The 21,690-nt window shown below is 60.4% G+C and carries 24 protein-coding genes; 10 read left to right on the top strand and 14 right to left on the bottom strand.

Going from position 1 to position 21,690, the window contains the following annotated elements; translation table 11 throughout:
- Positions 1-3: 3 nt before the first annotated feature.
- The 3 genes from DSM107133_RS13995 to DSM107133_RS14005 all read right to left on the bottom strand — a co-directional run bounded on the left by DSM107133_RS13995 (position 4) and on the right by DSM107133_RS14005 (position 2,566).
- Complete coding sequence (locus tag DSM107133_RS13995) at positions 4-486, bottom strand: N-acetyltransferase (protein WP_205387780.1); 483 nt, start codon at positions 484-486, stop codon at positions 4-6.
- Between the two features lie 90 nt (positions 487-576).
- On the bottom strand, positions 577-2,223 hold the full coding sequence (gene groL, locus DSM107133_RS14000; RefSeq protein ID WP_028958560.1) for a chaperonin GroEL: 1,647 nt from the start codon (positions 2,221-2,223) through the stop codon (positions 577-579).
- Positions 2,224-2,278: 55 nt separating this feature from the next.
- The gene (locus tag DSM107133_RS14005) at positions 2,279-2,566 is read right to left on the bottom strand and encodes a co-chaperone GroES (protein ID WP_089421014.1); all 288 of its coding nucleotides are present in this window, start codon (positions 2,564-2,566) and stop codon (positions 2,279-2,281) included.
- A gap of 221 nt (positions 2,567-2,787) precedes the next feature.
- On the opposite strand from DSM107133_RS14005, the gene DSM107133_RS14010 reads away from it, so the two are divergent.
- Positions 2,788-3,774, top strand: coding sequence for a TraB/GumN family protein (locus tag DSM107133_RS14010; RefSeq protein WP_114292679.1), 987 nt, complete (start codon positions 2,788-2,790; stop codon positions 3,772-3,774).
- Here DSM107133_RS14010 and DSM107133_RS14015 read toward each other — a convergent pair.
- Positions 3,771-4,448: a DUF2161 domain-containing phosphodiesterase gene (locus tag DSM107133_RS14015; protein WP_114292678.1), complete on the bottom strand. Its 678-nt coding sequence runs from the start codon at positions 4,446-4,448 to the stop codon at positions 3,771-3,773. The two genes, DSM107133_RS14010 and DSM107133_RS14015, sit on opposite strands and share 4 nt — an antisense overlap.
- A gap of 53 nt (positions 4,449-4,501) precedes the next feature.
- Between DSM107133_RS14015 and DSM107133_RS14020 the strand changes: the two genes are divergently transcribed.
- The 7 genes from DSM107133_RS14020 (at position 4,502) to DSM107133_RS14050 (ending at position 10,057) form a co-directional block, all read left to right on the top strand.
- Positions 4,502-4,855: an MmcQ/YjbR family DNA-binding protein gene (locus tag DSM107133_RS14020; RefSeq protein ID WP_114292677.1), complete on the top strand. Its 354-nt coding sequence runs from the start codon at positions 4,502-4,504 to the stop codon at positions 4,853-4,855.
- Between the two features lie 186 nt (positions 4,856-5,041).
- On the top strand, positions 5,042-5,962 hold the full coding sequence (locus DSM107133_RS14025; RefSeq protein ID WP_114292676.1) for a manganese-dependent inorganic pyrophosphatase: 921 nt from the start codon (positions 5,042-5,044) through the stop codon (positions 5,960-5,962).
- A gap of 157 nt (positions 5,963-6,119) precedes the next feature.
- The gene (locus DSM107133_RS14030; protein ID WP_114292675.1) at positions 6,120-6,992 is read left to right on the top strand and encodes a TIGR01459 family HAD-type hydrolase; all 873 of its coding nucleotides are present in this window, start codon (positions 6,120-6,122) and stop codon (positions 6,990-6,992) included.
- Positions 6,993-7,080: 88 nt separating this feature from the next.
- Complete coding sequence (locus tag DSM107133_RS14035) at positions 7,081-7,524, top strand: MaoC family dehydratase (RefSeq protein WP_114292674.1); 444 nt, start codon at positions 7,081-7,083, stop codon at positions 7,522-7,524.
- Between the two features lie 107 nt (positions 7,525-7,631).
- Entirely contained in the window at positions 7,632-8,564 is a 933-nt protein-coding gene (locus DSM107133_RS14040) for a bifunctional riboflavin kinase/FAD synthetase (RefSeq protein ID WP_114292673.1), read from the top strand.
- Entirely contained in the window at positions 8,561-9,019 is a 459-nt protein-coding gene (locus DSM107133_RS14045) for a YcgN family cysteine cluster protein (protein ID WP_114292672.1), read from the top strand. Before DSM107133_RS14040 ends, DSM107133_RS14045 begins: the two co-directional genes overlap by 4 nt.
- Positions 9,020-10,057 (top strand): beta-eliminating lyase-related protein, encoded by a 1,038-nt coding sequence (locus DSM107133_RS14050; protein WP_114292671.1) that lies wholly within the window; start codon positions 9,020-9,022, stop codon positions 10,055-10,057.
- Here the strand turns inward: DSM107133_RS14050 and DSM107133_RS14055 are convergent.
- Entirely contained in the window at positions 10,054-10,836 is a 783-nt protein-coding gene (locus DSM107133_RS14055) for an alpha/beta hydrolase (RefSeq protein ID WP_028958571.1), read from the bottom strand. The two genes, DSM107133_RS14050 and DSM107133_RS14055, sit on opposite strands and share 4 nt — an antisense overlap.
- Before the next feature lie 2 nt (positions 10,837-10,838).
- Positions 10,839-11,438, bottom strand: a complete 600-nt coding sequence (locus tag DSM107133_RS14060; protein ID WP_114292670.1) for a 2-hydroxychromene-2-carboxylate isomerase — start codon at positions 11,436-11,438, stop codon at positions 10,839-10,841.
- A gap of 105 nt (positions 11,439-11,543) precedes the next feature.
- Between DSM107133_RS14060 and DSM107133_RS14065 the strand changes: the two genes are divergently transcribed.
- Positions 11,544-12,563: a ribose-phosphate pyrophosphokinase gene (locus tag DSM107133_RS14065; RefSeq protein WP_114292669.1), complete on the top strand. Its 1,020-nt coding sequence runs from the start codon at positions 11,544-11,546 to the stop codon at positions 12,561-12,563.
- 74 nt (positions 12,564-12,637) lie between these two features.
- Here DSM107133_RS14065 and DSM107133_RS14070 read toward each other — a convergent pair whose 3' ends face one another.
- From DSM107133_RS14070 to DSM107133_RS14105, 8 genes are all read right to left on the bottom strand, one after another.
- Entirely contained in the window at positions 12,638-12,988 is a 351-nt protein-coding gene (locus DSM107133_RS14070; protein ID WP_114292668.1) for an H-type lectin domain-containing protein, read from the bottom strand.
- A 115-nt stretch (positions 12,989-13,103) separates the two neighbouring features.
- A complete protein-coding gene (locus DSM107133_RS14075) occupies positions 13,104-13,538 on the bottom strand; it encodes a F0F1 ATP synthase subunit epsilon (RefSeq protein WP_114292667.1) in 435 nt (144 codons plus the stop codon).
- 69 nt (positions 13,539-13,607) lie between these two features.
- On the bottom strand, positions 13,608-15,032 hold the full coding sequence (atpD, locus tag DSM107133_RS14080) for a F0F1 ATP synthase subunit beta (protein WP_114292666.1): 1,425 nt from the start codon (positions 15,030-15,032) through the stop codon (positions 13,608-13,610).
- Between the two features lie 21 nt (positions 15,033-15,053).
- Positions 15,054-15,935, bottom strand: coding sequence for a F0F1 ATP synthase subunit gamma (locus DSM107133_RS14085; RefSeq protein ID WP_114292665.1), 882 nt, complete (start codon positions 15,933-15,935; stop codon positions 15,054-15,056).
- A gap of 14 nt (positions 15,936-15,949) precedes the next feature.
- Positions 15,950-17,488: a F0F1 ATP synthase subunit alpha gene (atpA, locus tag DSM107133_RS14090; RefSeq protein ID WP_114292664.1), complete on the bottom strand. Its 1,539-nt coding sequence runs from the start codon at positions 17,486-17,488 to the stop codon at positions 15,950-15,952.
- On the bottom strand, positions 17,489-18,049 hold the full coding sequence (locus DSM107133_RS14095) for a F0F1 ATP synthase subunit delta (protein WP_114292702.1): 561 nt from the start codon (positions 18,047-18,049) through the stop codon (positions 17,489-17,491).
- A 386-nt stretch (positions 18,050-18,435) separates the two neighbouring features.
- Complete coding sequence (locus tag DSM107133_RS14100; protein WP_240310462.1) at positions 18,436-19,266, bottom strand: class II aldolase/adducin family protein; 831 nt, start codon at positions 19,264-19,266, stop codon at positions 18,436-18,438.
- Positions 19,267-20,042: 776 nt separating this feature from the next.
- A complete protein-coding gene (locus tag DSM107133_RS14105; RefSeq protein ID WP_114292663.1) occupies positions 20,043-20,783 on the bottom strand; it encodes a methyltransferase domain-containing protein in 741 nt (246 codons plus the stop codon).
- A gap of 68 nt (positions 20,784-20,851) precedes the next feature.
- On the opposite strand from DSM107133_RS14105, the gene gloB reads away from it, so the two are divergent.
- Positions 20,852-21,619, top strand: coding sequence for a hydroxyacylglutathione hydrolase (gloB, locus tag DSM107133_RS14110; protein ID WP_205387779.1), 768 nt, complete (start codon positions 20,852-20,854; stop codon positions 21,617-21,619).
- The last annotated feature ends 71 nt before the right edge of the window (positions 21,620-21,690 follow it).

Raw genomic sequence — 21,690 nt, forward strand, 5'->3', positions numbered from 1 at the left:
CGTTTATCCAAAGGCTTTCGGATACTTCAAAGCGACCGCAGGCACATCCGTCCCTGGCCCCGCAATCATTGTATACGTCAAGGGATAGGGCGATGTCAGTCCCTGTGCGCGGGCCTGCGAAAATCCGGCCCGTTCGTAAAACGACACCTGCCCCAGCACGACAACATAGGTTTCGCTCAGTCGCGCCCATTCGCTCAGCATACCCATCATCCGGCGCCCCAACCCATGGCCCTGACGGTCGGGGGCTACGGCGACAGGGGCCAGACACAACCAGCCCTGCGGCGCGACCATATGGGACAGGGCATAATACCCCGCGATCCGGCCATCCCAGGTGGCCACGCTTTCGCCCGCCATCGCACCGGCCTTGCGCAGCGCGTGCACCAGCTCCGCCTCGGCCGGGCCGTCAAAGGCGCTGCGCAACAGCGCGTCTACCGCGTCCTCTTCACCGCGCCGCAATTCGCGCGAGAAATCCGGTCCGATCAGCATAGGCTGCCCTCCTGAATGGCATATGAAAAAAGGGGCCGCCCGCAGGCAGCCCCTTCTTATAGAACAAAGCGTTCGGTGAGGAACGGCAGATTACATCATGCCGCCCATGCCGCCCATGCCACCCATATCGGGCATGCCGCCGCCGCCATTGTCTTTCGACGGCTTGTCGGCAACCATGGCTTCGGTGGTGATCAGCAAAGCTGCAACCGATGCCGCATCCTGCAGTGCGGTGCGCACCACTTTGGCAGGGTCGATCACGCCGAACTTGAACATGTCGCCATATTCTTCGGTCTGCGCGTTGAAACCGAATGTCAGGTCGCTGCTTTCACGGATCTTGCCCGCAACAACAGCGCCGTCGACGCCAGCGTTCTCAGCAATCTGACGCAGCGGTGCTTCCACGGCCTTGCGCACGATGCTGATACCAACGTCCTGGTCGTTGTTGTCGCCTTTGAACCCTTCCAGCACTTTGCCGGCTTGGACCAGGGCAACACCACCACCCACAACGATACCTTCCTGAACAGCGGCACGTGTCGCGTTCAGAGCATCGTCAACGCGGTCTTTGCGTTCTTTGACTTCGATTTCCGACATGCCGCCCACGCGGATCACGGCAACACCGCCTGCCAGCTTGGCAACGCGCTCTTGCAGCTTTTCACGGTCGTAGTCGGATGTGGTTTCTTCGATCTGGTTACGGATCTGGGCAACGCGTGCCTCGATCTCGGCCTTCTCGCCAGCGCCGTCAACAACGGTGGTTTCGTCTTTGGTGATCGAAACTTTCTTGGCCGAACCCAGCATGTCCATGGTGACGGACTCCAGCTTCATGCCCAGATCTTCCGAGATCACCTGACCGCCTGTGAGGATCGCAAGGTCTTGCAGCATCGCTTTGCGGCGATCGCCGAAACCGGGCGCTTTCACAGCAGCGATTTTCAGACCGCCGCGCAGTTTGTTGACCACGAGTGTCGCCAGCGCTTCGCCTTCGACATCTTCCGCGATGATCAGCAGGGGTTTTTGCGACTGGATGACTTGCTCCAGCAGCGGAACCATCGGCTGCAGGCTCGAGAGTTTTTTCTCGTGCAGCAGGATGATCACGTCTTCCAGCTCGACAGTCATCTTGTCGGCGTTGGTTACAAAATAGGGGCTCAGGTAGCCACGGTCGAACTGCATACCTTCGACAACAACGGTTTCTGTTTCCAGACCCTTGTTTTCTTCGACGGTGATAACACCTTCGTTGCCGACTTTTTGCATCGCGTCGGCAATCTGGCGACCGATTTCTTTTTCGCCGTTGGCCGAGATGGTGCCAACCTGAGCAACTTCGTCGCTGTCGGTCACGTCACGTGCGGCGGCCTTGATCGCTTCGACGACTTTGGCTGTTGCCATGTCGATGCCGCGCTTCAGGTCCATCGGGTTCATGCCGGCGGCAACCGATTTCATGCCTTCGCGCACGATCGCCTGGGCCAGAACTGTGGCGGTTGTTGTACCGTCGCCAGCTTCGTCGTTGGTCCGGGAAGCAACTTCCTTGACCATTTGTGCGCCCATGTTTTCGAACTTGTCTTCCAGTTCGATTTCCTTGGCAACCGATACACCGTCCTTGGTGATGCGCGGTGCGCCAAAGGATTTGTCCAGAACAACGTTACGGCCTTTGGGGCCCAGTGTAACCTTGACGGCGTCAGCAAGGATGTTGACACCTTTCAGGATCTTGTTGCGGGCTTCGCTGTCAAATTTGACGTCCTTAGCAGCCATGATTTTTCTCCTTTGAGAATGTGTAGGTCAATGAGGGTCAGAGCAGGCGTGGCGCTTACTCGATGATCCCCATGATGTCCGATTCTTTCATCATCAGCAGTTCTTCGCCTGCGACGGTGACTTCGGTGCCCGACCATTTGCCGAACAGAATTTTGTCGCCTGGCTTGACGGCCATTTCGATCAGCTCGCCGCTGTCTTTGCGGGCGCCTTCGCCAACCGAAACAACTTCGCCTTCCGAGGGCTTTTCCTTCGCGCTATCGGGAATAATCAACCCGCCAGCAGTTTTCTCTTCGCTTTCCGTGCGGCGAACCAGCACGCGGTCATGAAGCGGTTTCAATGCCATCTTTGCAGCTCCTTAAGGCTCAAAGTTACTCCCTTGCAGGGCACCTTGGTACCCCGTGTTAGCACTCAGCTCGTCCGAGTGATAACGACGCATAGCTAGGGATGTGCGGCAAGGCTGTCAACAGGTGTGTTTGCAATTTTTGCGTTGCTTTTTCAGGGTCGCCCCTTTGCCTTCGCAGCCCAAGGACATAGCGTGGCCTGACACTGACCAAGAGGCCCTTGATGATGCTGCGCACCCTTGTTTTCACGCTCGCCCTGCTGCTGCCGCAGATGGCGGTTGCCACCTGTAACGGCACCGATCTGCGCACCCGTCTGACTGCGGATCAGACCGCGGACCTGGACGCGCTGATGCGCGACATGCCCTACCCAGATGGGAACCACTGGATCGCACACAAGGGGGACCAGACAATTCATTTGATCGGCACGATCCATGTGGCCGATCCCCGCCTGCCAGCGGTGGCCGACGCGCTGGCACCCGTGATCGCGACAGCCGACGCGCTGCTGGTCGAAGCCACCGCAATCGAAGAAGAACAGTTGAAAGACGCGATGGCCACCCGCCCCGAGCTGATCTCGCTCGCCTCCGGCCCGACGCTGATCGACCTGATGCCCGCCGAAGACTGGGCCGAACTGGCACAAGCCGCGTCCCAGCGTGGCATTCCGCCCTTCATGGCCGCGAAACTCCAGCCCTGGTATCTCTCGCTGATTCTGGGCATGCCGCCTTGCGTCATGACGGCGATGCAGAATGGCGGCGAAGGTCTGGACAAGGCACTGCTGCGCGTCGCCAGCGAAAATGGCACGCCCGCCACAGCGCTTGAACCCTTTGACACGCTCTTTACCCTGATGGGGCAGGATCCGCTGGAAGAACAGGTCGCGCTGCTGCGCCTCGGTACGTTTGGCGTGCAGCAACTCGAAGACCTGACCGCCACGCTGGTCGCACAATATTTCGCGCAAGAGCACGGCGCGATCATGCCCCTGAACCGCGTGGTGACCCGCAGTTGGCTCGACCTTCCAAAGAGCGAATTCGATGTGCTCTTTGACGATATGCTGGACAAATTGTTGGTCCGGCGTAACGCAAACTGGTTGCCCAAGATCACCGCCAGCCAAGGTGTCACCGTCGTCGCCGTCGGCGCGGGTCATCTGGGTGGCACGCACGGCTTGCTGAACCTGCTTGCAGGCGACGGTTACATGCTCACACGCCAGCCGTTCTAACTGCCCAGCGCAACGCCCGCCGCCATCACCGCCTCGGCCCCCTTGGGGGTCAGGCCATATATGCCCTTGTCCACCTTCTCGAACCAGCCGTAATGATCGTCGCGCATCATCGTGGTGGCCCGCGCAACACCCGTCTCGCGCGCCACATCCGCGCCCTTGCAGGCCCCTGCCTCGTATAAATACAGCGCCAGCTTTACCGCATCCTGACGATAGGCCGTGACCAGCCCCACCCGCGTCTGACCGCCATCGTTCGGATCGCCCTGCCGGCGCGCAAATTCGCGCAGCAACTGGCCTTGCCGTTTCTTCGACTTGCGCGGCACATAAGGCCCCGGATCGCAATGCACCTCGACCAGCCCGTCGCTGATCCGAACCGTCAGCAGGCCCAGCCCCAGCCGACGCGCCAGCGTGGTCATCTCTTTCAGCGCGCGCTGGAACCGCTTCCCCTGCCCGCGCGCCACGGCCATATACACATCATCCGACACCGCCAGCCGCGCCACGCATTGATGCACCAGCGTCAGCGAAAACCCCAGCTTCAGCTCCACCACCACCGGCGGCTCGCCCCCGCGCACGGCCACCACATCGGCAGCGCCCACTTCGGCTTTCACCACATAGCCCTGCCCCTCCAGAAAGGCTTTGACGGGCAAATACAGATCGGTTTCACGCGGCGCACTCATGCCCGCCAGATAACACCATTTCCCAACCCGCCCCAAGCCGCTAATGTCCGCCCATGACCCGCGATGAATTCAACGCCCACTGCGCCGCAAAACCCGCCACAACCCATGTGGTGCAATGGGGCAATGCAGATGTGTGGAAGGTAGGCGGCAAGGTCTTTGCCATCTGCGGCTGGGCCGACGATGCGCCGGCCTTCACGTTCAAAGTCACCGAGATGGCCTTTGAGATCCTCAGCGACATGCCCGGCCTGCGCCCCGCGCCCTATCTGGCCTCGCGCGGCATGAAGTGGATTCAGCACCACGCGGCCCCCGGCCTGAACGATACCGAACTGGCCCAGCACATCGACGCCTCCTATGAGATGATCGCCGCCAAACTGCCGCGCAAGACCCGCACCGCGCTGGGGCTGTAACCCCGCCCCTTCTCTGGTTCAAAAAATCCTGGGGCGTATGAGGGGCAACGCCCCTCATCCAAACAAACAGCGTCCGCGCCAGCGGGCCTTTTTGACACAGTCCAAGGGGCCAAAATACCGCAGGTGACAATGCGCATCCGCCCCCCTATAAGGCCCGCAAAACCACACATAACTTCAGGACGTCCCATGACAACGCTCGTATTTGGCCACAAATCCCCCGACACCGACAGCACCGGCAGCCCGATCATCTGGGCGTGGTATCTGAAAACCGTTCACGGCGTCGATGCCAAGCCGGTCCTGCTGGGCGAACCCAACACCGAAGCGGCATTCGTGCTGAAACGCTGGAACCTCGACAAGCCCGAGATCGTCAGCACCGTGGCCGACGGCACACCCGTTGTCATCGTCGACACCAACAACCCCGCCGAGCTGCCCGACAACATCAACAACTGCGACATCAAGGCAATCATCGACCACCACAAGCTGGTGGGTGGTCTGGAAACTGCCGGCCCGATCCACATCGTAATGGAGCCGCTGGCCTGCACCGCAACCATCATGTTCAAAGCCATCGGCGCGCATATGGCGCAAATGCCCGAGAACATCAAAGGCGCGATGCTGTCGTGCATCCTGTCCGACACGCTGGAATTCCGCAGCCCGACCACCACCGACGAAGACAAGGCCATCGCACATGATCTGGCTAAACAGCTGGGCATCGACATTGCGTCCTACGCCTCGGAAATGTTCGAAGCCAAATCCGACGTTTCGTCCTTCTCGGATGCGGAACTGCTGCGCATGGACAGCAAGGAATACACCGTTGCCGGCAAAGACTTCCGCGTCAGCGTGCTGGAAACCACAGCGCCCAAGATCGTGCTGGACCGCAAGGACAGCCTGATGGCGTCAATGGTGGACGTAGCTGCCGAAGACGGTGCCGATCAGGTGCTGCTGTTCGTCGTCGACATCCTGAACGAAGAGGCCACATTGCTGGTGCCCAACGATCTGGTGAAAACCGTGGCCGAGAAAAGCTTTGGCGCGACCGTGACCGGCGACACCGTGGTGCTGCCCGGCGTGATGAGCCGCAAAAAGCAAATCATCCCCAACCTCAAAGTTTGAGGCCGGTGAAACGACATGTGAAATAAGGGGCGCAGCCCCGCAAAAGGCGGGCAGCTTGCCCGCCTTTTTCTTTGCCGACCAACCACAGTCCCAGCCCTTGCACCCAACTCACCTTTCATGCTCGAAGCATTATAACCCAAGTCAAAAGGACCGCCCCATGACGCAGATCATTTCCGCCCTTTCCGAAGTTTCCGACCGCTATGACGCGCTGTTCGTTGATCTGTGGGGCTGTGTGCACAACGGCATCAGCGCCTTCCCCGATGCCGTGGCCGCCCTGCAAGCCTATCGCGCCCGCGGTGGCACAGTCGTTCTGGTCACCAACGCGCCGCGCCCCCGCGCCAGCGTCACCACGCAGATCGCAGGCATGGGCATTCCCGACGATGCATGGGACACAATCGCCACATCCGGCGATAGCGCGCGCACGGCGATGTATCGCGGCGCGGTCGGGGAAAAGGTGTTCTTTATCGGTGAAAACCGCGACACCAACTTTTTCGATCCCATCGGCGTGGTGGACGAGCCGGTCGACATCAGGATCGTGCCGCTGGAAGAGGCCGAAGGCATCGTCTGCACCGGCCCCTTCGATCCGCTGGCCGATGTCGCTGATCTGCGCCCCCAGCTTTTGTATGCCAAGCAAAAGGGCATGAAACTGCTGTGCGCCAACCCTGACATCGTCGTCGACCGTGGCGATGTGCGCGAATGGTGCGCCGGGGCCGTGGCCAAGCTGTATACCGAAATGGGGGGCGAAAGCATCTATACCGGCAAGCCGCACCCGCCGATCTATGATCTGGCACGGATGCGACTGGCCGAGATCAACCGCAAGACCGAAAACGGGTCTATTCTGGCGATTGGCGACGGTGTTCTGACCGACATTCAGGGCGCTCTGGGCGAGGATATCGATTCTCTGTTCATCTCTGGTGGCCTTGCCGCCGAAGAGACGAAAACCGAAACGCAGCCCGATGCAGCGGCTCTGAAAGCCTATCTGGACAAAGAAATGGTTGCCCCCACCTACTCCATAGGCTTTTTGCGCTGACAATTTTCCGCTTGGCTTTTCTGCACCTGCAAAGTAATAATGTTGCGGATAGAACTGCCATTACGTCAGAAAATAACCGGAGCCTGGAATGTTGGACAACCTGCCACGCGGTACGATCTGCATCGAAGACATTGAAATGGGTATGACCCGTCACCTGCGCAAAGTGGTGACGGACGAAGACATCGAGATGTTTGCCCAGATCAGCACCGACCGCAATCCGGTGCATCTGGATGACGATTATGCCCGCGACACCATCTTTGAAGGGCGCATTGCCCACGGGATGCTGACTGCGGGTCTGATCTCTGCGGTGATCGGTGAACAGCTGCCCGGTCACGGCACGGTTTACATGGGGCAAAGCCTGAAGTTTCTGGCCCCTGTGCGCCCCGGCGACATGGTCTATGCCGAGGTCAAGGTGATCGACATCGACATGGCCAAACGCCGCGTCAAACTGGATTGCCATTGCAGCGTCGAGGGCAAGAAAGTGCTGATCGGCGAAGCCTCGGTTCTGGCCCCGTCGCGCAAATTCGACTGATGCGGCGGGGGCACTGCCCCCGGCCCATCGCTTTTCCCATGGTTTTTGCCCCCTGCAACGTCGGGACGTGTCTTGCCTCTCGTCATGGGCGCAGCTAGGCATTGGCCATGCGGATCATTCGAGACTACCAGTTTGTCGAGCCTTCAGATCGCGGGGCCTCTGTGGCCATCGGGAACTTTGACGGCGTTCATGTGGGCCACCAGTCGGTGATTGATCTGGCGCGCACAGCCGCGCCTGACGCGCCCTTGGGCGTTCTGACCTTTGAACCCCACCCGCGCGAATTCTTTGCCCCCCACTCTGCGCCCTTCCGGCTGATGGGCGCCGAGGCGCGGGCGTCGCAGCTGGCCAAACTGGGTGTCGAACGCCTGTACGAGCTGAATTTCAACACCCAGCTTGCCGGCCTGTCACCCGAAGCATTTGCCCGCACGGTGATCGCTGACGGTCTGGGCCTGCGCCATGTCGTCGTGGGGGCCGATTTCTGTTTTGGCAAGGGCCGCGCCGGTACAGCGGCCGATCTTCAACAGTTCGGGGCCGACATGGGCTTTGGCGTGACCATCGCGCCGCTGCTGGAAGCCAGCGATGCCACCGTCTCGTCAACAGCCATCCGCGACGCACTGAGCAACGCCCGCCCCCGTGACGCCGCCGCGATGCTGGGCCACTGGCACCGGATCGAAGGCCCGGTCATCGGCGGCGAGCAACGGGGCCGCGAGTTGGGCTTTCCCACGGCCAACATGTCCATTGATGGCCTGCACCCGCCGGCCTATGGCGTTTATGCCGTGCTGGTCGACGTGCTGGAAGGGCCACACAAGGGCCGCTATCAGGGGGCCGCGTCCATCGGCGTGCGCCCGATGTTCGGCGAAAACCGCGCAAACCTTGAAACCTTTATCTTCGACTTCTCCGGCGATCTTTACGGTACCCATGTCTCTGTTGCCCTTGTCGAGCATCTGCGTGGCGAGGAAAAATTCGACAGCCTTGATGCGCTGATCACCCAGATGGACGCCGATTGCGCCCGTGCACGCACCATATTGGCCGCGCTATGAGCGGCGCGAAACTGGGGCACAAATTCTGGGAACGCAAGACACTGGACCAGATGACCGCCCCCGAATGGGAAGCCCTGTGCGACGGCTGCGGCAAATGCTGTCTGAACAAGCTGGAAGACGAAGACACCGGCGACGTGGCCCTGACCCGCATCGCCTGCCGCCTGCTGGACGATGCCACCTGCCGCTGCGCGCATTACGAAAACCGCCACCAGTTCGTGCCCGATTGCATCGTGCTGAAACCGTCAAATCTGGACACCCACGCCTACTGGATGCCGCAAACCTGTGCCTACCGTCTGCTGTGGGAAGGCAAACCGCTGCCCGAGTGGCACCCGCTGCTGACAGGCACATCGCAATCGGTGCATGATGCCGGCGTCAGCGTGCAAAACATGACGCTCAGCGAATTCGACATTCCCGAAGAAGACTGGGAAGAGCACATAATTGAGGAACCCACCTAGATGTTTTTCGCCTCTGACAACGCCGGTCCCGTTCACCCGCAGATCATGACGCGCATGATCGACGACAACACGGGCCATGCCATGCCCTATGGTGCCGATCCGGTGATGGACGAGGTGCGACAAGCCATCCGCCGCACGTTCGAGGCCCCCGAAGCCGAAGTGTTTCTGGTGGCCACAGGCACCGCCGCCAATGCGCTGGCGCTGGCCTGCTACACCCATCCCTTCGACACCATTTTTTGCAGCAACGTCGCCCACATCCACGAGGACGAATGCAACGCCCCCGAGTTCTACGCAGGCGGGGCCAAGCTGACGCTGGTGCCCGGCGGCGACAAGATGACGCCCAAGGCGCTACACACCACCATCGCCGGCGAAGAGGTGCGCGGTGTGCACGGCCCGCAACGTGGTCCGGTCAGCATCACCCAGGTCACCGAACGCGGCGAGGTGTACACGCTGGACGAGCTGCGCGCCCTGACCGCCGTGGCCAAGGAATTCGACCTGCCCGTCCATCTGGACGGCGCACGCTTTGCCAATGCGATCAACACGCTGGACTGCACCCCTGCCGAAATGACGTGGAAATCAGGCGTCGACATCCTCAGCTTTGGCGGCACCAAGAACGGCTGCATGGGCGTCGAGGCCGTGGTGCTGTTTGACCCCGACAAGGCGTGGGAGTTCGAGCTGCGCCGCAAACGCGGGGCGCACCTGTTCTCGAAACACCGCTATCTGTCATCACAAATGGCCGCCTATCTGGACGGCGATCTGTGGATGGAAACCGCTGCCGCCGCCAATGCCCACGCCCAGCGTCTGGCCGCAGGGCTGCGCGACAAGGGTGCCGAGTTTCTGCACCAGCCCGACGCCAACATGATCTTTGCCGCCTTCCCCCGCGCCGCGCACAAGCGGCTGCACGCGGCAGGGGCGAAGTATTACATCTGGGAAGGCGAACTGGAAGGCGACGACCCCGACGAAATGATCGCGGCCCGTCTGGTCTGCGACTGGTCGATCTCGGATGCGCAAATCGACCAGTTTCTCAGCTACCTTTAAACCGCGTCCAGAAACCGGCGGATTTCGGCGGCGACCTTCTCGGGGTGGGTAATCGGGGCCATGTGCCCCGCACCCTCCAGCACAACCCGCTCGGCCTGTGGAATACGGCGCTGAATGGCGCTGTTGGCCGCGGCGATGGTGCCGTCGGATTGGTCACCCTCGATCAGCAGCACAGGGCATTTGATCACGTCCAGCGCGCCGGGCTTCAGCAGTCCGATGCTGTCGCGCTGCACTGCGGGCGCGGAACCCGCGACAAAGTCGATACGGTCGGCCATGTACTGCCGGGTCTGTTCGGGAATTTCATCCCACGGCACACCGTTGCCCCAGCCGCGGTTGAACGACCGCGCCGCCTGCATCTTGTCACCCGCCTGCATCGCCGCATCGAAATCCAGATTGCGCTGGCGGTACTCCTCGACCTTGGCCGGATCATCCGCCGCCACAAAGGCAAAGGCGACCGGTTCGATCAAGGTCAGACTGCGCACCCGCTCGGGCGCCTCGGCGGCCAGCCGCAAGGCCACGATCGCGCCAAAGCTGTGGCCGATCACGTCCATAGGCTCGGACAGCATGTCATGGCCCCAAGCGGTCACCAGATCATGCAGGTCGCCGGTGCCGTCCCAGTCGGGAGATTTGCCGTGGCTGGGCATGTCATAGGCGTTGATCGTCAGCCCCGCGCCCATGGCATCGGCCAGACCGCGCCACGCGCCCGAATGGGCCAGCGTGCAGTGAATCGCAAGGACCTGTCGGGGGCCCTTGCCATAGCGTCTTGAGTGGTACTGCATGCCTAAAGCTTGCCTGCCAGATGCAGATCCAGATCTTCCAGCCGGTCCTGCCCCCAGAACCGGTTGTCGCCCTCGCAGATGTAGAATGGCGCGCCAAAGACACCGCGATTGGCGGCCTCTTCCAGATTGGCGGCATAGGTTTCAGCCCCCTGCAACAACCCGCTGTCTGCCAGCGACGGCGAGAATCCCGCCTCTTCCAGACAGGCACGCACCACGTCATCCTGCGCGATGTCTTTCTCTTCGGCCCAAACCGCGCGCAGGAACCCATGCACCAGCTTGCCCAGATCGCCACCACCCGCATGAATCGCCGCGATGATCGCATAAGAGGCAGGCGCGCCATTGGTGGGCCAATGGGCGGGCTTCAGATTGAACGGCATGTCCAGTTTCTTGGCCTGCCGCACCAGTTCCTGTGCCCGGTATTCCTGGCGGCTGGGGTGGCGGTCCTTGGGGGGTGTGCCCCCGGTGCGACCGAACAGGGCCACCACATCTGTGGGCTTATAGTTGATCGTGGCGCTGTGTCTGGCCGCGATTTCTTCCAGCCGCGTGCCTGCCAGATAGGTATATGGCGACAGCACGGAAAAAAAATAGTCGATCTGGTGCATGTTCTTCTCCGATAGGGGGGTGTCCCGCTTTGCCGGACCGTAAGGCCATGCTAAGCGGTGTCAACGTTACGATTCTGTCACAAGCGCCTTGGGGGGCCACAAGACATGCCACACGTTCAGGAACCCAAGCTGATCGCCGGAAACGCCAACCAGCCGCTTGCACAGGCCATCGCACGCAGGATGTCGATGCACCGTGGCAAGAAAATGGGTCTGGTTGACGCCCGCGTCGAACGGTTCAACGATGGTGAAATATTCGTCGAAGTTTTCGAAAACGTCCGCGGCGAGGATATGTACATTATCCAGCCCACGTCTAACCCGGCCAACGACAACCTGATGGAACTGCTGATCATGTGCGACGCGCTGCGCCGCTCGTCCGCCGCCCGCATCACCGCCGTGATCCCCTATTTCGGCTATGCCCGCCAGGACCGCCGCACCAAGGCCCGCACGCCGATCAGTGCCAAGCTGGTGGCCAACATGCTGGTCAGCGCCGGTGTCGAACGGGTTCTGACCATGGACCTGCACGCCGCGCAAATTCAGGGCTTCTTCGACATCCCTGTCGACAACCTCTATGCTTCGCCGATCTTTGCACTGGATATCGCCAACCAGTTCCGTGGCCGCATGAATGAGCTGATGATCGTCTCTCCCGATGTCGGCGGCGTGGCCCGCGCCCGCGAACTGGCCAAACGCCTGAACGCGCCGCTCTCCATCGTCGACAAGCGCCGCGAGAAACCCGGCGAGATTGCCGAAATGACCGTGATCGGTGACGTCAAAGACAAAATCACCCTGATCGTCGATGACATGTGCGACACCGCCGGCACCCTGTGCAAAGCCGCCGAAGTGCTGATGGAAAACGGCGCCAAGGAAGTGCACAGCTACATCAGCCACGGCGTCATGAGCGGCCCGGCCGTCGAGCGTGTGACCAAGTCGGTGATGAAATCGCTGGTGATCACCGACACGATCGCCCCCACCCAGGCCATCCTTGGCGCGCCGAACATCCGTGTGGTCCCAACTGCGCCGATCTTTGCCCAGGCCATCCTGAACATCTGGAACGGCACCTCGGTCAGTTCGCTCTTTGAACAGGACACGCTGGGCCCGATCTACGACGGTATGTACGCCGCCGAGTAATCACCCAACTTCATCTTGCCAGATAAACTCCGGGGGAGCGCCACAGGCGCGGGGGCAGCGCCCCCTGCCCCGGTTCAGTACAGATCCCAGTCTTCTGGGTCGACCAATTCACCGATGGCCGTCCACCCGACCCGTATCCGCGCGACGCGGGTGTCGCCCCATGTGCGAAACACCAGATCAAACCCGCTTTCGGTAATCGTCTCGCTGGCAATGTCGGCGCGGATCACTGTTGTGGCATCCATATCCCACAGGCTGATCGCGATCTGAATCGCTGGCGGACTGCGGAACGGTTCAGAAAATGAAATCCGCCGCCGCCGCTCGCGTTGGCCGCGCCCGGTCCACATCTCGCCACCGTCCTCGAAATCCGAGAACAACACAGGGTCGCCCTGTTCGATGCCGATCAAATTGTTTCGCAATTTCTTCATTCTTGGATCCCGACGGCACAGAGTTGGCGCGAACCGCAGAATGCACAACAATGTCGCCTGAATGCAAGAAGGCCCCGAAAATTTCGGGGCCTTTTCAACGATTTGAAGTCAGAGCTTACAGGTTTGGCTGTTTGGTGCTCAGGCCGATCTCGCTGCCCATGGCGACCATGTCGCCCAGCAGCTTGGCCGCGTCATCGACGGGGCCCGGCTCGTTGTGGAAGTTTTCCTTGGCCGTCTTGTACATATTCTCGGCTTCTTCGTACATCTCGTCGAGATGTTCCTGAGTGATGTCACCACGCGCCATGGCGCGTTCCGCCAGAACGGTCACGCCTTCGGCGTTGATCTCGGCAAAGCCGCCGGTGACAACGTATTCGGCTGTCTTGCCGTCGGCCTCGACCTTCAACAGGCCGGGACGCAGCGTGGTAATGGTCGGCGCGTGGCCGGCCATCACGGTCAGATCCCCATCGGCGCCGGGGATCGAAACCGCGGTCGCCGCGTGCGAGGCAAGGCTGCGCTCGGGCGAAACCAGATCGAATTGCATATCTGCCATTTTAGTCCCCTTGGATCAGTCACGTCACCCGGACAGCACTGCCTGCCATCCGGGATCGGTGATTGGGATTTAGGCCGCGTCAGCCGCCATTTTTTCGGCTTTGGCGATCACTTCGTTGATGCCACCAACCATGTAGAAGGCACCTTCGGGCAGGTGATCGTATTCACCGGCCACAACCGCCTTGAACGACGAGATGGTGTCTTCCAGAGGAACCTGCACACCGTCCGAACCGGTGAACACTTTCGCAACGTCGAAAGGCTGCGACAGGAAGCGTTCGATCTTACGCGCACGGGCAACGGCCAGTTTGTCTTCTTCCGACAGTTCGTCCATGCCCAGAATCGCGATGATGTCTTGCAGCGACTTGTAGCGTTGCAGAACCTGCTGCACGTCGGTTGCGACCTTGTAGTGTTCGTCACCGATGATCAGCGGATCCAGCAGACGCGAGGTCGAGCCCAGCGGGTCCACGGCGGGATAGATGCCTTTTTCCGAGATCGAGCGGTCCAGAACGGTTGTCGCATCGAGGTGGGCAAAGGATGTCGCAGGCGCGGGGTCGGTCAAGTCGTCCGCGGGAACGTACACGGCCTGAACCGAAGTGATCGAACCGTTCTTGGTCGACGAGATGCGTTCCTGCATGGCGCCCATGTCGGTCGCCAGTGTCGGCTGATAGCCCACAGCCGAAGGAATACGGCCCAGCAGAGCCGACACTTCCGAACCCGCCTGGGTAAAGCGGAAGATGTTGTCGACGAAGAACAGAACGTCCGAACCTGTGTCGTCACGGAACTGTTCCGCCAGCGACAGGCCGGTCAAAGCGATCCGCATACGCGCACCGGGAGGCTCGTTCATCTGGCCGTAAACCAGCGCAATTTTCGATTCCGGCAGGTTGTCGGGAACGATAACGCCGGATTCGATCATTTCGTAGTAAAGGTCGTTGCCTTCACGGGTCCGCTCACCAACACCGGCGAACACGGACACACCCGAGTGCACTTTTGCGATGTTGTTGATCAGTTCCATGATCAGAACGGTTTTGCCCACGCCGGCACCGCCGAACAGACCGATTTTACCACCCTTGGTGTAGGGGGCCAGCAGGTCGATAACCTTGATGCCTGTGGTCAGGATCTCGGTCGCTGTCGACTGTTGGTCGAAGGCAGGCGCTTCGCCATGGATCGAACGTGTTTCTGTCGCGTCAACAGGGCCCTTTTCGTCAACGGGGTCGCCGGTGACGTTCAGGATGCGGCCCAAAGTGCCGGGACCAACGGGCACCTGGATAGGCGCACCGGTGTCCGACACGGGCGCGCCGCGGACCAGACCTTCGGTGGCGTCCATCGCAATGGTACGCACGGTGTTTTCGCCAAGGTGCTGGGCAACTTCCAGAACCAGCGGGCGGCCGTTGTTTTCAGTTGTCAGAGCGTTCAAGATCTCTGGCAGGTTGTCTTCGAAGTGCACGTCGACGACGGCCCCGATGACTTGGGTGATTTTTCCGACTGCTTTTGCCATGTCGTATAACTCCGGTTTGTCTTAGAGCGCCTCGGCGCCCGAAATGATTTCAATCAGCTCGTTGGTGATCACGGCCTGACGCGAACGGTTGTACTGAATGGTCAGCTTTTCGATCATGTCGCCTGCGTTGCGGGTGGCGTTGTCCATTGCGGACATCCGTGCGCCCTGTTCGGACGCCCCGTTTTCCAGCAGAGCCGAGAAGATCGCCGTCGCAATCGCACGCGGCAGCAAATCAGCCAGAACGGCCTCTTCGCTGGGCTCGTAATCATAGACGGTCGAGCCATCGACATCGGCAACCGCCTCGGCAGGCACCTCGAACGGAATGATCTGTTGTGCTGTGGGCGTCTGGCTCACAACGTTCACGAACTTCGCATAGAAGATCGTGGCAACATCAAATTCACCAGCGTCAAAGCGGCCAAGGATGTCCTTGGCGATGCCTTGCGCGTCGGGGTAGCTGACACGCTTGACCTCGGTCAGGTCGACGTGGCCCACAAAGCGCGATCCAAGATCACGTTTCATGGCGTCACGGCCTTTTTTGCCAACGGTCAGGATTTTGACGGTCTTGCCCGCCGCTTCCAATTCCGCTGCCTTGGCCTTGGCCTTTTTCGAGATGTTCGCGTTGAAACCGCCGCACAGGCCACGTTCCGCGGTCATGACGACCAACAGGTGGGTCTGGTCACTGCCCGTGCCGCTCAGCAGCTTGGGCGCACTGTCAGATCCGCCAACGGAACCCGCCAGCCCTGCCATCACGGCATTGAACCGCTCTGTATAGGGCCGCGACTGTTCGGCAGCTTCCTGGGCGCGGCGAAGTTTCGCCGCGGCCACCATTTGCATGGCTTTAGTGATCTTCCGAGTGTTCTTCACACTCTGGATCCGGTTTTTAAGGTCCTTGAGACTTGGCATTGCCTTATCTCTCCTTAAGCGAAGTCAGTTGCGAAGGTGTCCAGAGCTGCACGCAGCTTGTCTGCGGCATCGCCCTTGATCTTGGGATCTTCGTTTGTGATCCAGTCCAGAACATCCTGATGCTTGGAGCGCATGTGCGCCAGCATGCCCGCTTCCCAGCGGCCGACGTCCTTGATCGCAACCTTGTCCAGGAAGCCGTTGGTGCCTGCGAAGATGACGCAGACGATTTCGGCGTTGGTCAGGGGCGAATACTGCGGCTGTTTCATCAGCTCGGTCAGACGTGCACCACGGTTCAGCAACGCCTGTGTCGACGCATCAAGGTCGGAACCGAACTGGGCGAAGGCCGCCATTTCACGGTACTGGGCCAGCGACAGTTTCACCGGGCCTGCAACGCTGGACATCGCGCTGGTTTGCGCCGACGAGCCAACGCGCGACACCGACAGACCGGTGTTCACAGCAGGACGGATACCCTGGTAGAACAGTTCGGTTTCCAGGAAGATCTGGCCGTCGGTGATCGAAATCACGTTGGTCGGAATAAACGCGGAAACGTCACCACCCTGGGTTTCGATGATCGGCAGAGCCGTCAGCGAGCCCGAGCCGTTGTCTTCGTTCAGCTTGGCCGAACGCTCCAGCAGGCGCGAGTGCAGATAGAAAACGTCGCCGGGGTAGGCTTCGCGGCCGGGCGGGCGGCGCAGCAGCAGCGACATCTGGCGGTAGGACACCGCTTGTTTGGAAAGGTCATCATAGATGATCAGCGCGTGACGGCCGTTGTCGCGGTAGAATTCCGCCATGGCTGTCGCGGTATAGGGTGCCAGGTACTGCATCGGCGCGGGGTCCGACGCGGTGGCGGCAACCACTGTGGTATATTCGATGGCGCCGCTCTCTTCGAGCTTTTTCACCAGCTGGGCAACGGTCGAACGCTTTTGACCGATGGCAACATAGATGCAGTACAGCTTCTTGCTTTCATCGTCGCCTGCGGCGTCGTTGTAGGATTTCTGGTTCAGGATCGCGTCCAGGGCCACGGCGGTTTTGCCGGTCTGACGGTCACCAATGATCAGCTCGCGCTGGCCACGGCCGATCGGGATCATCGCGTCGACCGATTTCAGGCCGGTTGCCATCGGTTCGTGAACCGATTTACGCGGGATGATGCCCGGTGCCTTGACGTCCGCCACGCGACGCTCTTTGGCGTTCAGCGGGCCTTTGCCGTCCAGCGGGTTGCCCAGACCGTCCAGAACGCGGCCCAGCAGTTCGTCACCGACGGGAACGTCCACGATCGAGTTGGTGCGTTTGACAACGTCACCTTCCTTGATGTCGCGGTCGGACCCGAAGATCACGACACCGACGTTGTCGCTTTCCAGGTTCAGGGCCATGCCCTGAATGCCACCGGGGAATTCGACCATCTCGCCGGCCTGAACATTGTCCAGACCATAGACACGGGCGATACCGTCACCGACGCTCAGAACGCGGCCGACTTCGGCGACTTCTGCTTCTTGACCAAAATTCTTGATCTGGTCTTTCAGGATCGCAGAAATTTCTGCTGCTTGGATACCCATTTATCCGACCTCTTTCATTGCATTCTGAAGGGAATTGAGCTTGGAGCGGATCGACGTGTCGATCATCTTCGAGCCCACTTTGACGACAAGACCGCCGATGAGGCTTTCATCAACGGTCGCATGAATAGTCACGGTTTTGCCCATCGACGCGGTCAGCGTCTTGGCCAGTTTGTCCGATTGCGTCTTGGTCAGTGCCTTGGCCGATGTCACATCAGCAGTCACTTCGCCTTTGTCTTCGGCAATCACCTCGCGCAGGGTCTGCACCAGCTGCGGCAGCACAAACAGACGACGCTTTTGCGCCATCAGTGCCAGCGTGTTGGACATCACGTCCGACAGCTTCATCTTTTTCGCCAACGCCGTCACGGCCGCGCCTTGCTGGTCGCGGGTGTAGATCGGCGAATGGATCATAGCGTTAAAGTCGCCCGACTGTGCCATGGCATCTTGCAAGGCAGCAATATCGGTCTCGATGGCTTTTACGGCCTTGGTCTCTTTGGCCAAGTCGTAGACGGCAGTCGCATAGCGCTTGGCGATGCCTGTGGAGATCGAAGCTGGTTCGGACACGTCCACCCTTCCAATGTCTGGCCCCGGTCTTCGCCGCATCCGCGACGACAGAACGAGGGAGTTGGTGCGGGCTGATGGGCATCAATCCGCTGAAATCAGGGGGGATGTATCAGACCCCTGCGCACCCCGCAACTGTGGACAGCACCCTGTGCAAAAGGGTCTTATCTTTTAATTTCAAATATTTAGGCCAACTGCGACCCTTTGCGCCAATGAATTTGTTAAAAAACTGTTCGGATCAGAGGCCGTGAATGAGCGATTCCGAGGCATTCACCACAAATTTACCACCCCCAACCCCGCGGCGGCCCTCTGCTTCATTTTGCCCGAAAAACTCCGGGGGACGGCCGCAGGCCGGGGGGCCGGCCCCCTGCCTGCGCGCGCAAAAAGTGCTAGTGATCGTACCCCGGATTGGTCCGTTTCAGTTTGCGCATCAGACCCGGCCAGATCAGGTTGTCGCCATATCCCGGCGTGAACGCGCCTGCGGCCTGTGCCTGCACCGTATCGGCCATTGCCTGATCCTCCTCATGCAGGTTTTCGGTTCCGGCTGCCTGCGCGAAAATCTGCGTCTTGCAGGCGTTCTCAAGGAAATACATCCGCAGGAAAGCGATCGCACAATTCGCCCCCAGCGTCAGGGTACCATGGTTGCGCAGCATCAGCAGCGACTTGTCGCCCAGATCGTTGACGATGCGTTCCCGCTCGTCCAGTTCCAGGGCGATGCCTTCGTAGTCGTGATAGGCCAGATCGTTGTTCACGATCATCGAAAACTGTGTATAGCGCCGCAGCCCGCCGTTCTGCACCGACACCGCAACACCGTAAGGCGTGTGCACATGGATCACACAGCCCGCATCATGGCGCGCCGCGTGTATGGCCGAATGGATGGTGAAGCCCGCCGGATTGATGTTGTAGGGCGTGTCCTGACAGATGTTGCCCTCAAGGTCGATCTTGACCAGCGACGACGCCGTCATCTCGTCAAACATCACGCCGTAAGGGTTGATCAAAAACCGCTCGGCCCCGTCCTCGTCGGGCAGCCGTGCCGAGATGTGGGTGAACACCAGATCGGTCCAGCCGTGCATGGCGCACAGCCGGTAGGTGGCCGCCAACTGGCAGCGCAGCGCCCATTCTTCCTCCGAGACCTTGCCTTTCAGCGAGGGCATTTCAGCCGGATCGGGCATGTCCTTGATGTCCATAGCTGCCGGCAAGGCGGTGGCTGCGTCTTTCATTGGTCTCTCCTCCCAGAGTCGCGTGCGTTTGCGCGCAGCCTAGACGAACACGTCACGGGTTGGAAATTACGCCGCGTTCGGCGCTGGCGGATTTTGGCGGAGTGCTGGAGGTGGGGTTCGGTAATACGAAGTGAATGGCAGGATAGAGCGACCCAACAACAACGGGCAGCGCCCGACCGCGGGTGGGCATTGGGACGTCAGTGGATGCCACTTAATTTCTCGTCTTTGGCGTGGGGAAGCAGAATTGCAATACAGCGAAGAAGCGCCCGCCCGTCCGGGCGGTCGGGCGCTGCCCGGCGGCTCTTCGAGCCTCGATTCCGGGCATTGGTGAACCGAGTAAGCTTTTGAGGATGCTGCACCGATTTGCAACTTCGCGTGCTTAGGGTCTGGGCCCTAGGCTCTGGGCCCATTAATCTTACATGCTCAGTTTGACAGATTTTTTCGCTGGTTAGGAGCATTTGCGCGGGAATAGTGGTTCTATTTCAAGCAGATGTGACGCTTCCAGCGGGAAAATCCGTCAAACCCGAAAGGGCGGCGATTTCACTTGATTTCAACGGCTTGGGCCGCTTGCAAATAGAACCACTATTGGCTGCGCACCCCAAACCACTGAAATTTCGTGAAATAGCCGCTGAGCATGTAAGATTAATGGGTCCAGAGCCTAGTGACCTTACCACTCATGGCAGTGCCTCCCGTCATTCCAAAGGCGTGACCGCCGATCAGGCGCTCCGCTCTGATCAAAGACAAAAATGCCCCCGCCGGATAACCCTGTCTGGAACTCAGACAGGCTTCGCCACGGGTTCGGTCAACCCTTCCAGCACGCTTGCCCGTTTGCGCGCGCGGCTCGATTTGCCCTTGGGCGGATAGACCAGCTTGGTCGCTTCAACCATAAACGCCCCGCCCGCGATCATGCCGGGCACGGCGCGCCCCACCCCTTCGAACATGGCTGCGGATTTCATCCAGACACGTTTGCCCGATGGAAACTGATACAGCGCGCCCACATGGCGTTCGGGCAGGAACTGATGCGTGCGCAACTGCGTTTCCAGCTGCGACGCCGAATAGGGCCGCCCGTAGCCAAACGGCGTGCGGTCCCGCCGCGACCACAGCCCCGCGCGGTTGGGCACGATAAACAGCGCCTTGCCCCCCGGCCCCAGCACCCGCCAGCATTCTTCCAGCAGATCCTGCGGACGGTCCGAGGTTTCCAGCCCGTGCATCACCACCAGCTTGTCCACATGTCCGGTCTCGATGGGCCACATCGTCTCTTCGATCAGCGCCGACACATTTGCCTGCCCCGCGGGCCAGGGCATGACCCCCTGCGGCCCCGGCATCAGCGCCATCACCCGACGCGCGTCTTGCAGATAGGGGCGCAGCAGCGGCACGGCAAAGCCGTATCCGGCCACCGTCTGGCCCTTGGCCTCGGGCCACAGTTCCAGCATGCGCCCGCGCAATGATTTCTGCGCGGCACGTCCCAGCGCGCTGCGATAATAAAAATTGCGCAAGTCCTGTACGTCGAGGTGCATTGCAGCCCTTCATCGGATCAGTCAAGTTGGCGGTCGCGCTGATCCTATCAACCGTGAAGGAAATGACCATGCCTCTCGAACTCGTCACCGTTCCCTGCCTTGAAGACAACTATGCCTTTTTGGTCCATGATGCCAAAAGCGGCGAAACAGCGGTGATCGACGTGCCCGAAGCCGGACCGATCAAAGCGGCGCTGGCCGCGCGCGGCTGGACGCTGAGCCATGTGCTGCTGACCCATCACCACTGGGACCACGTCGACGGCTTGCCCGACCTGCTGGCCGATCACCCGGCCAGGGTTGTGGGTGCCGCCGCAGATGCCCACCGCCTGCCACCGCTGGATCTGGCCGTGACCGAGGGTGACAGCTTTCGCCTGGGCAGCGATTCTTTTGAAGTTCTGGATGTCAGCGGCCACACCATCGGCCACATTGCTTTTTATACCCCCGAATCCAAACTGGTGTTTACCGCCGACAGCCTGATGGCCCTGGGATGCGGACGCCTGTTTGAGGGCACCCCTGCGCAAATGCTGGAAAGCATGGCCAAACTGGCCGCCCTGCCCGGTGATACCACCGTGTGTTCGGGCCACGAATACACCACCACCAACGCAAAATTCGCCGCCACGGTTGATCCGCAGAACCCTGCACTTATATCTCGGATACAGGACATCGCCGAGAAACGCGCCGCCGGAATGCCCACCGTACCATCCAGGCTTCAGCTTGAAATGGACACCAACCCCTTTTTGCGCGCCTCAGACCCTGCCATTGCCGCTCATCTGGAAATGGCAGATTCAACGCCACTGGACGTCTTTACCGAAATCCGCGCCCGCCGCGACCGGTTTTGAAGCTCCCCATTCGCAACAATCGACAGCATTTCTTTCAGGTTTGCCACTTTTGTGACCGGATTATGAAAGAA

Source organism: Pseudosulfitobacter sp. DSM 107133, from assembly GCF_022788695.1.
Lineage (GTDB): Bacteria > Pseudomonadota > Alphaproteobacteria > Rhodobacterales > Rhodobacteraceae > Pseudosulfitobacter.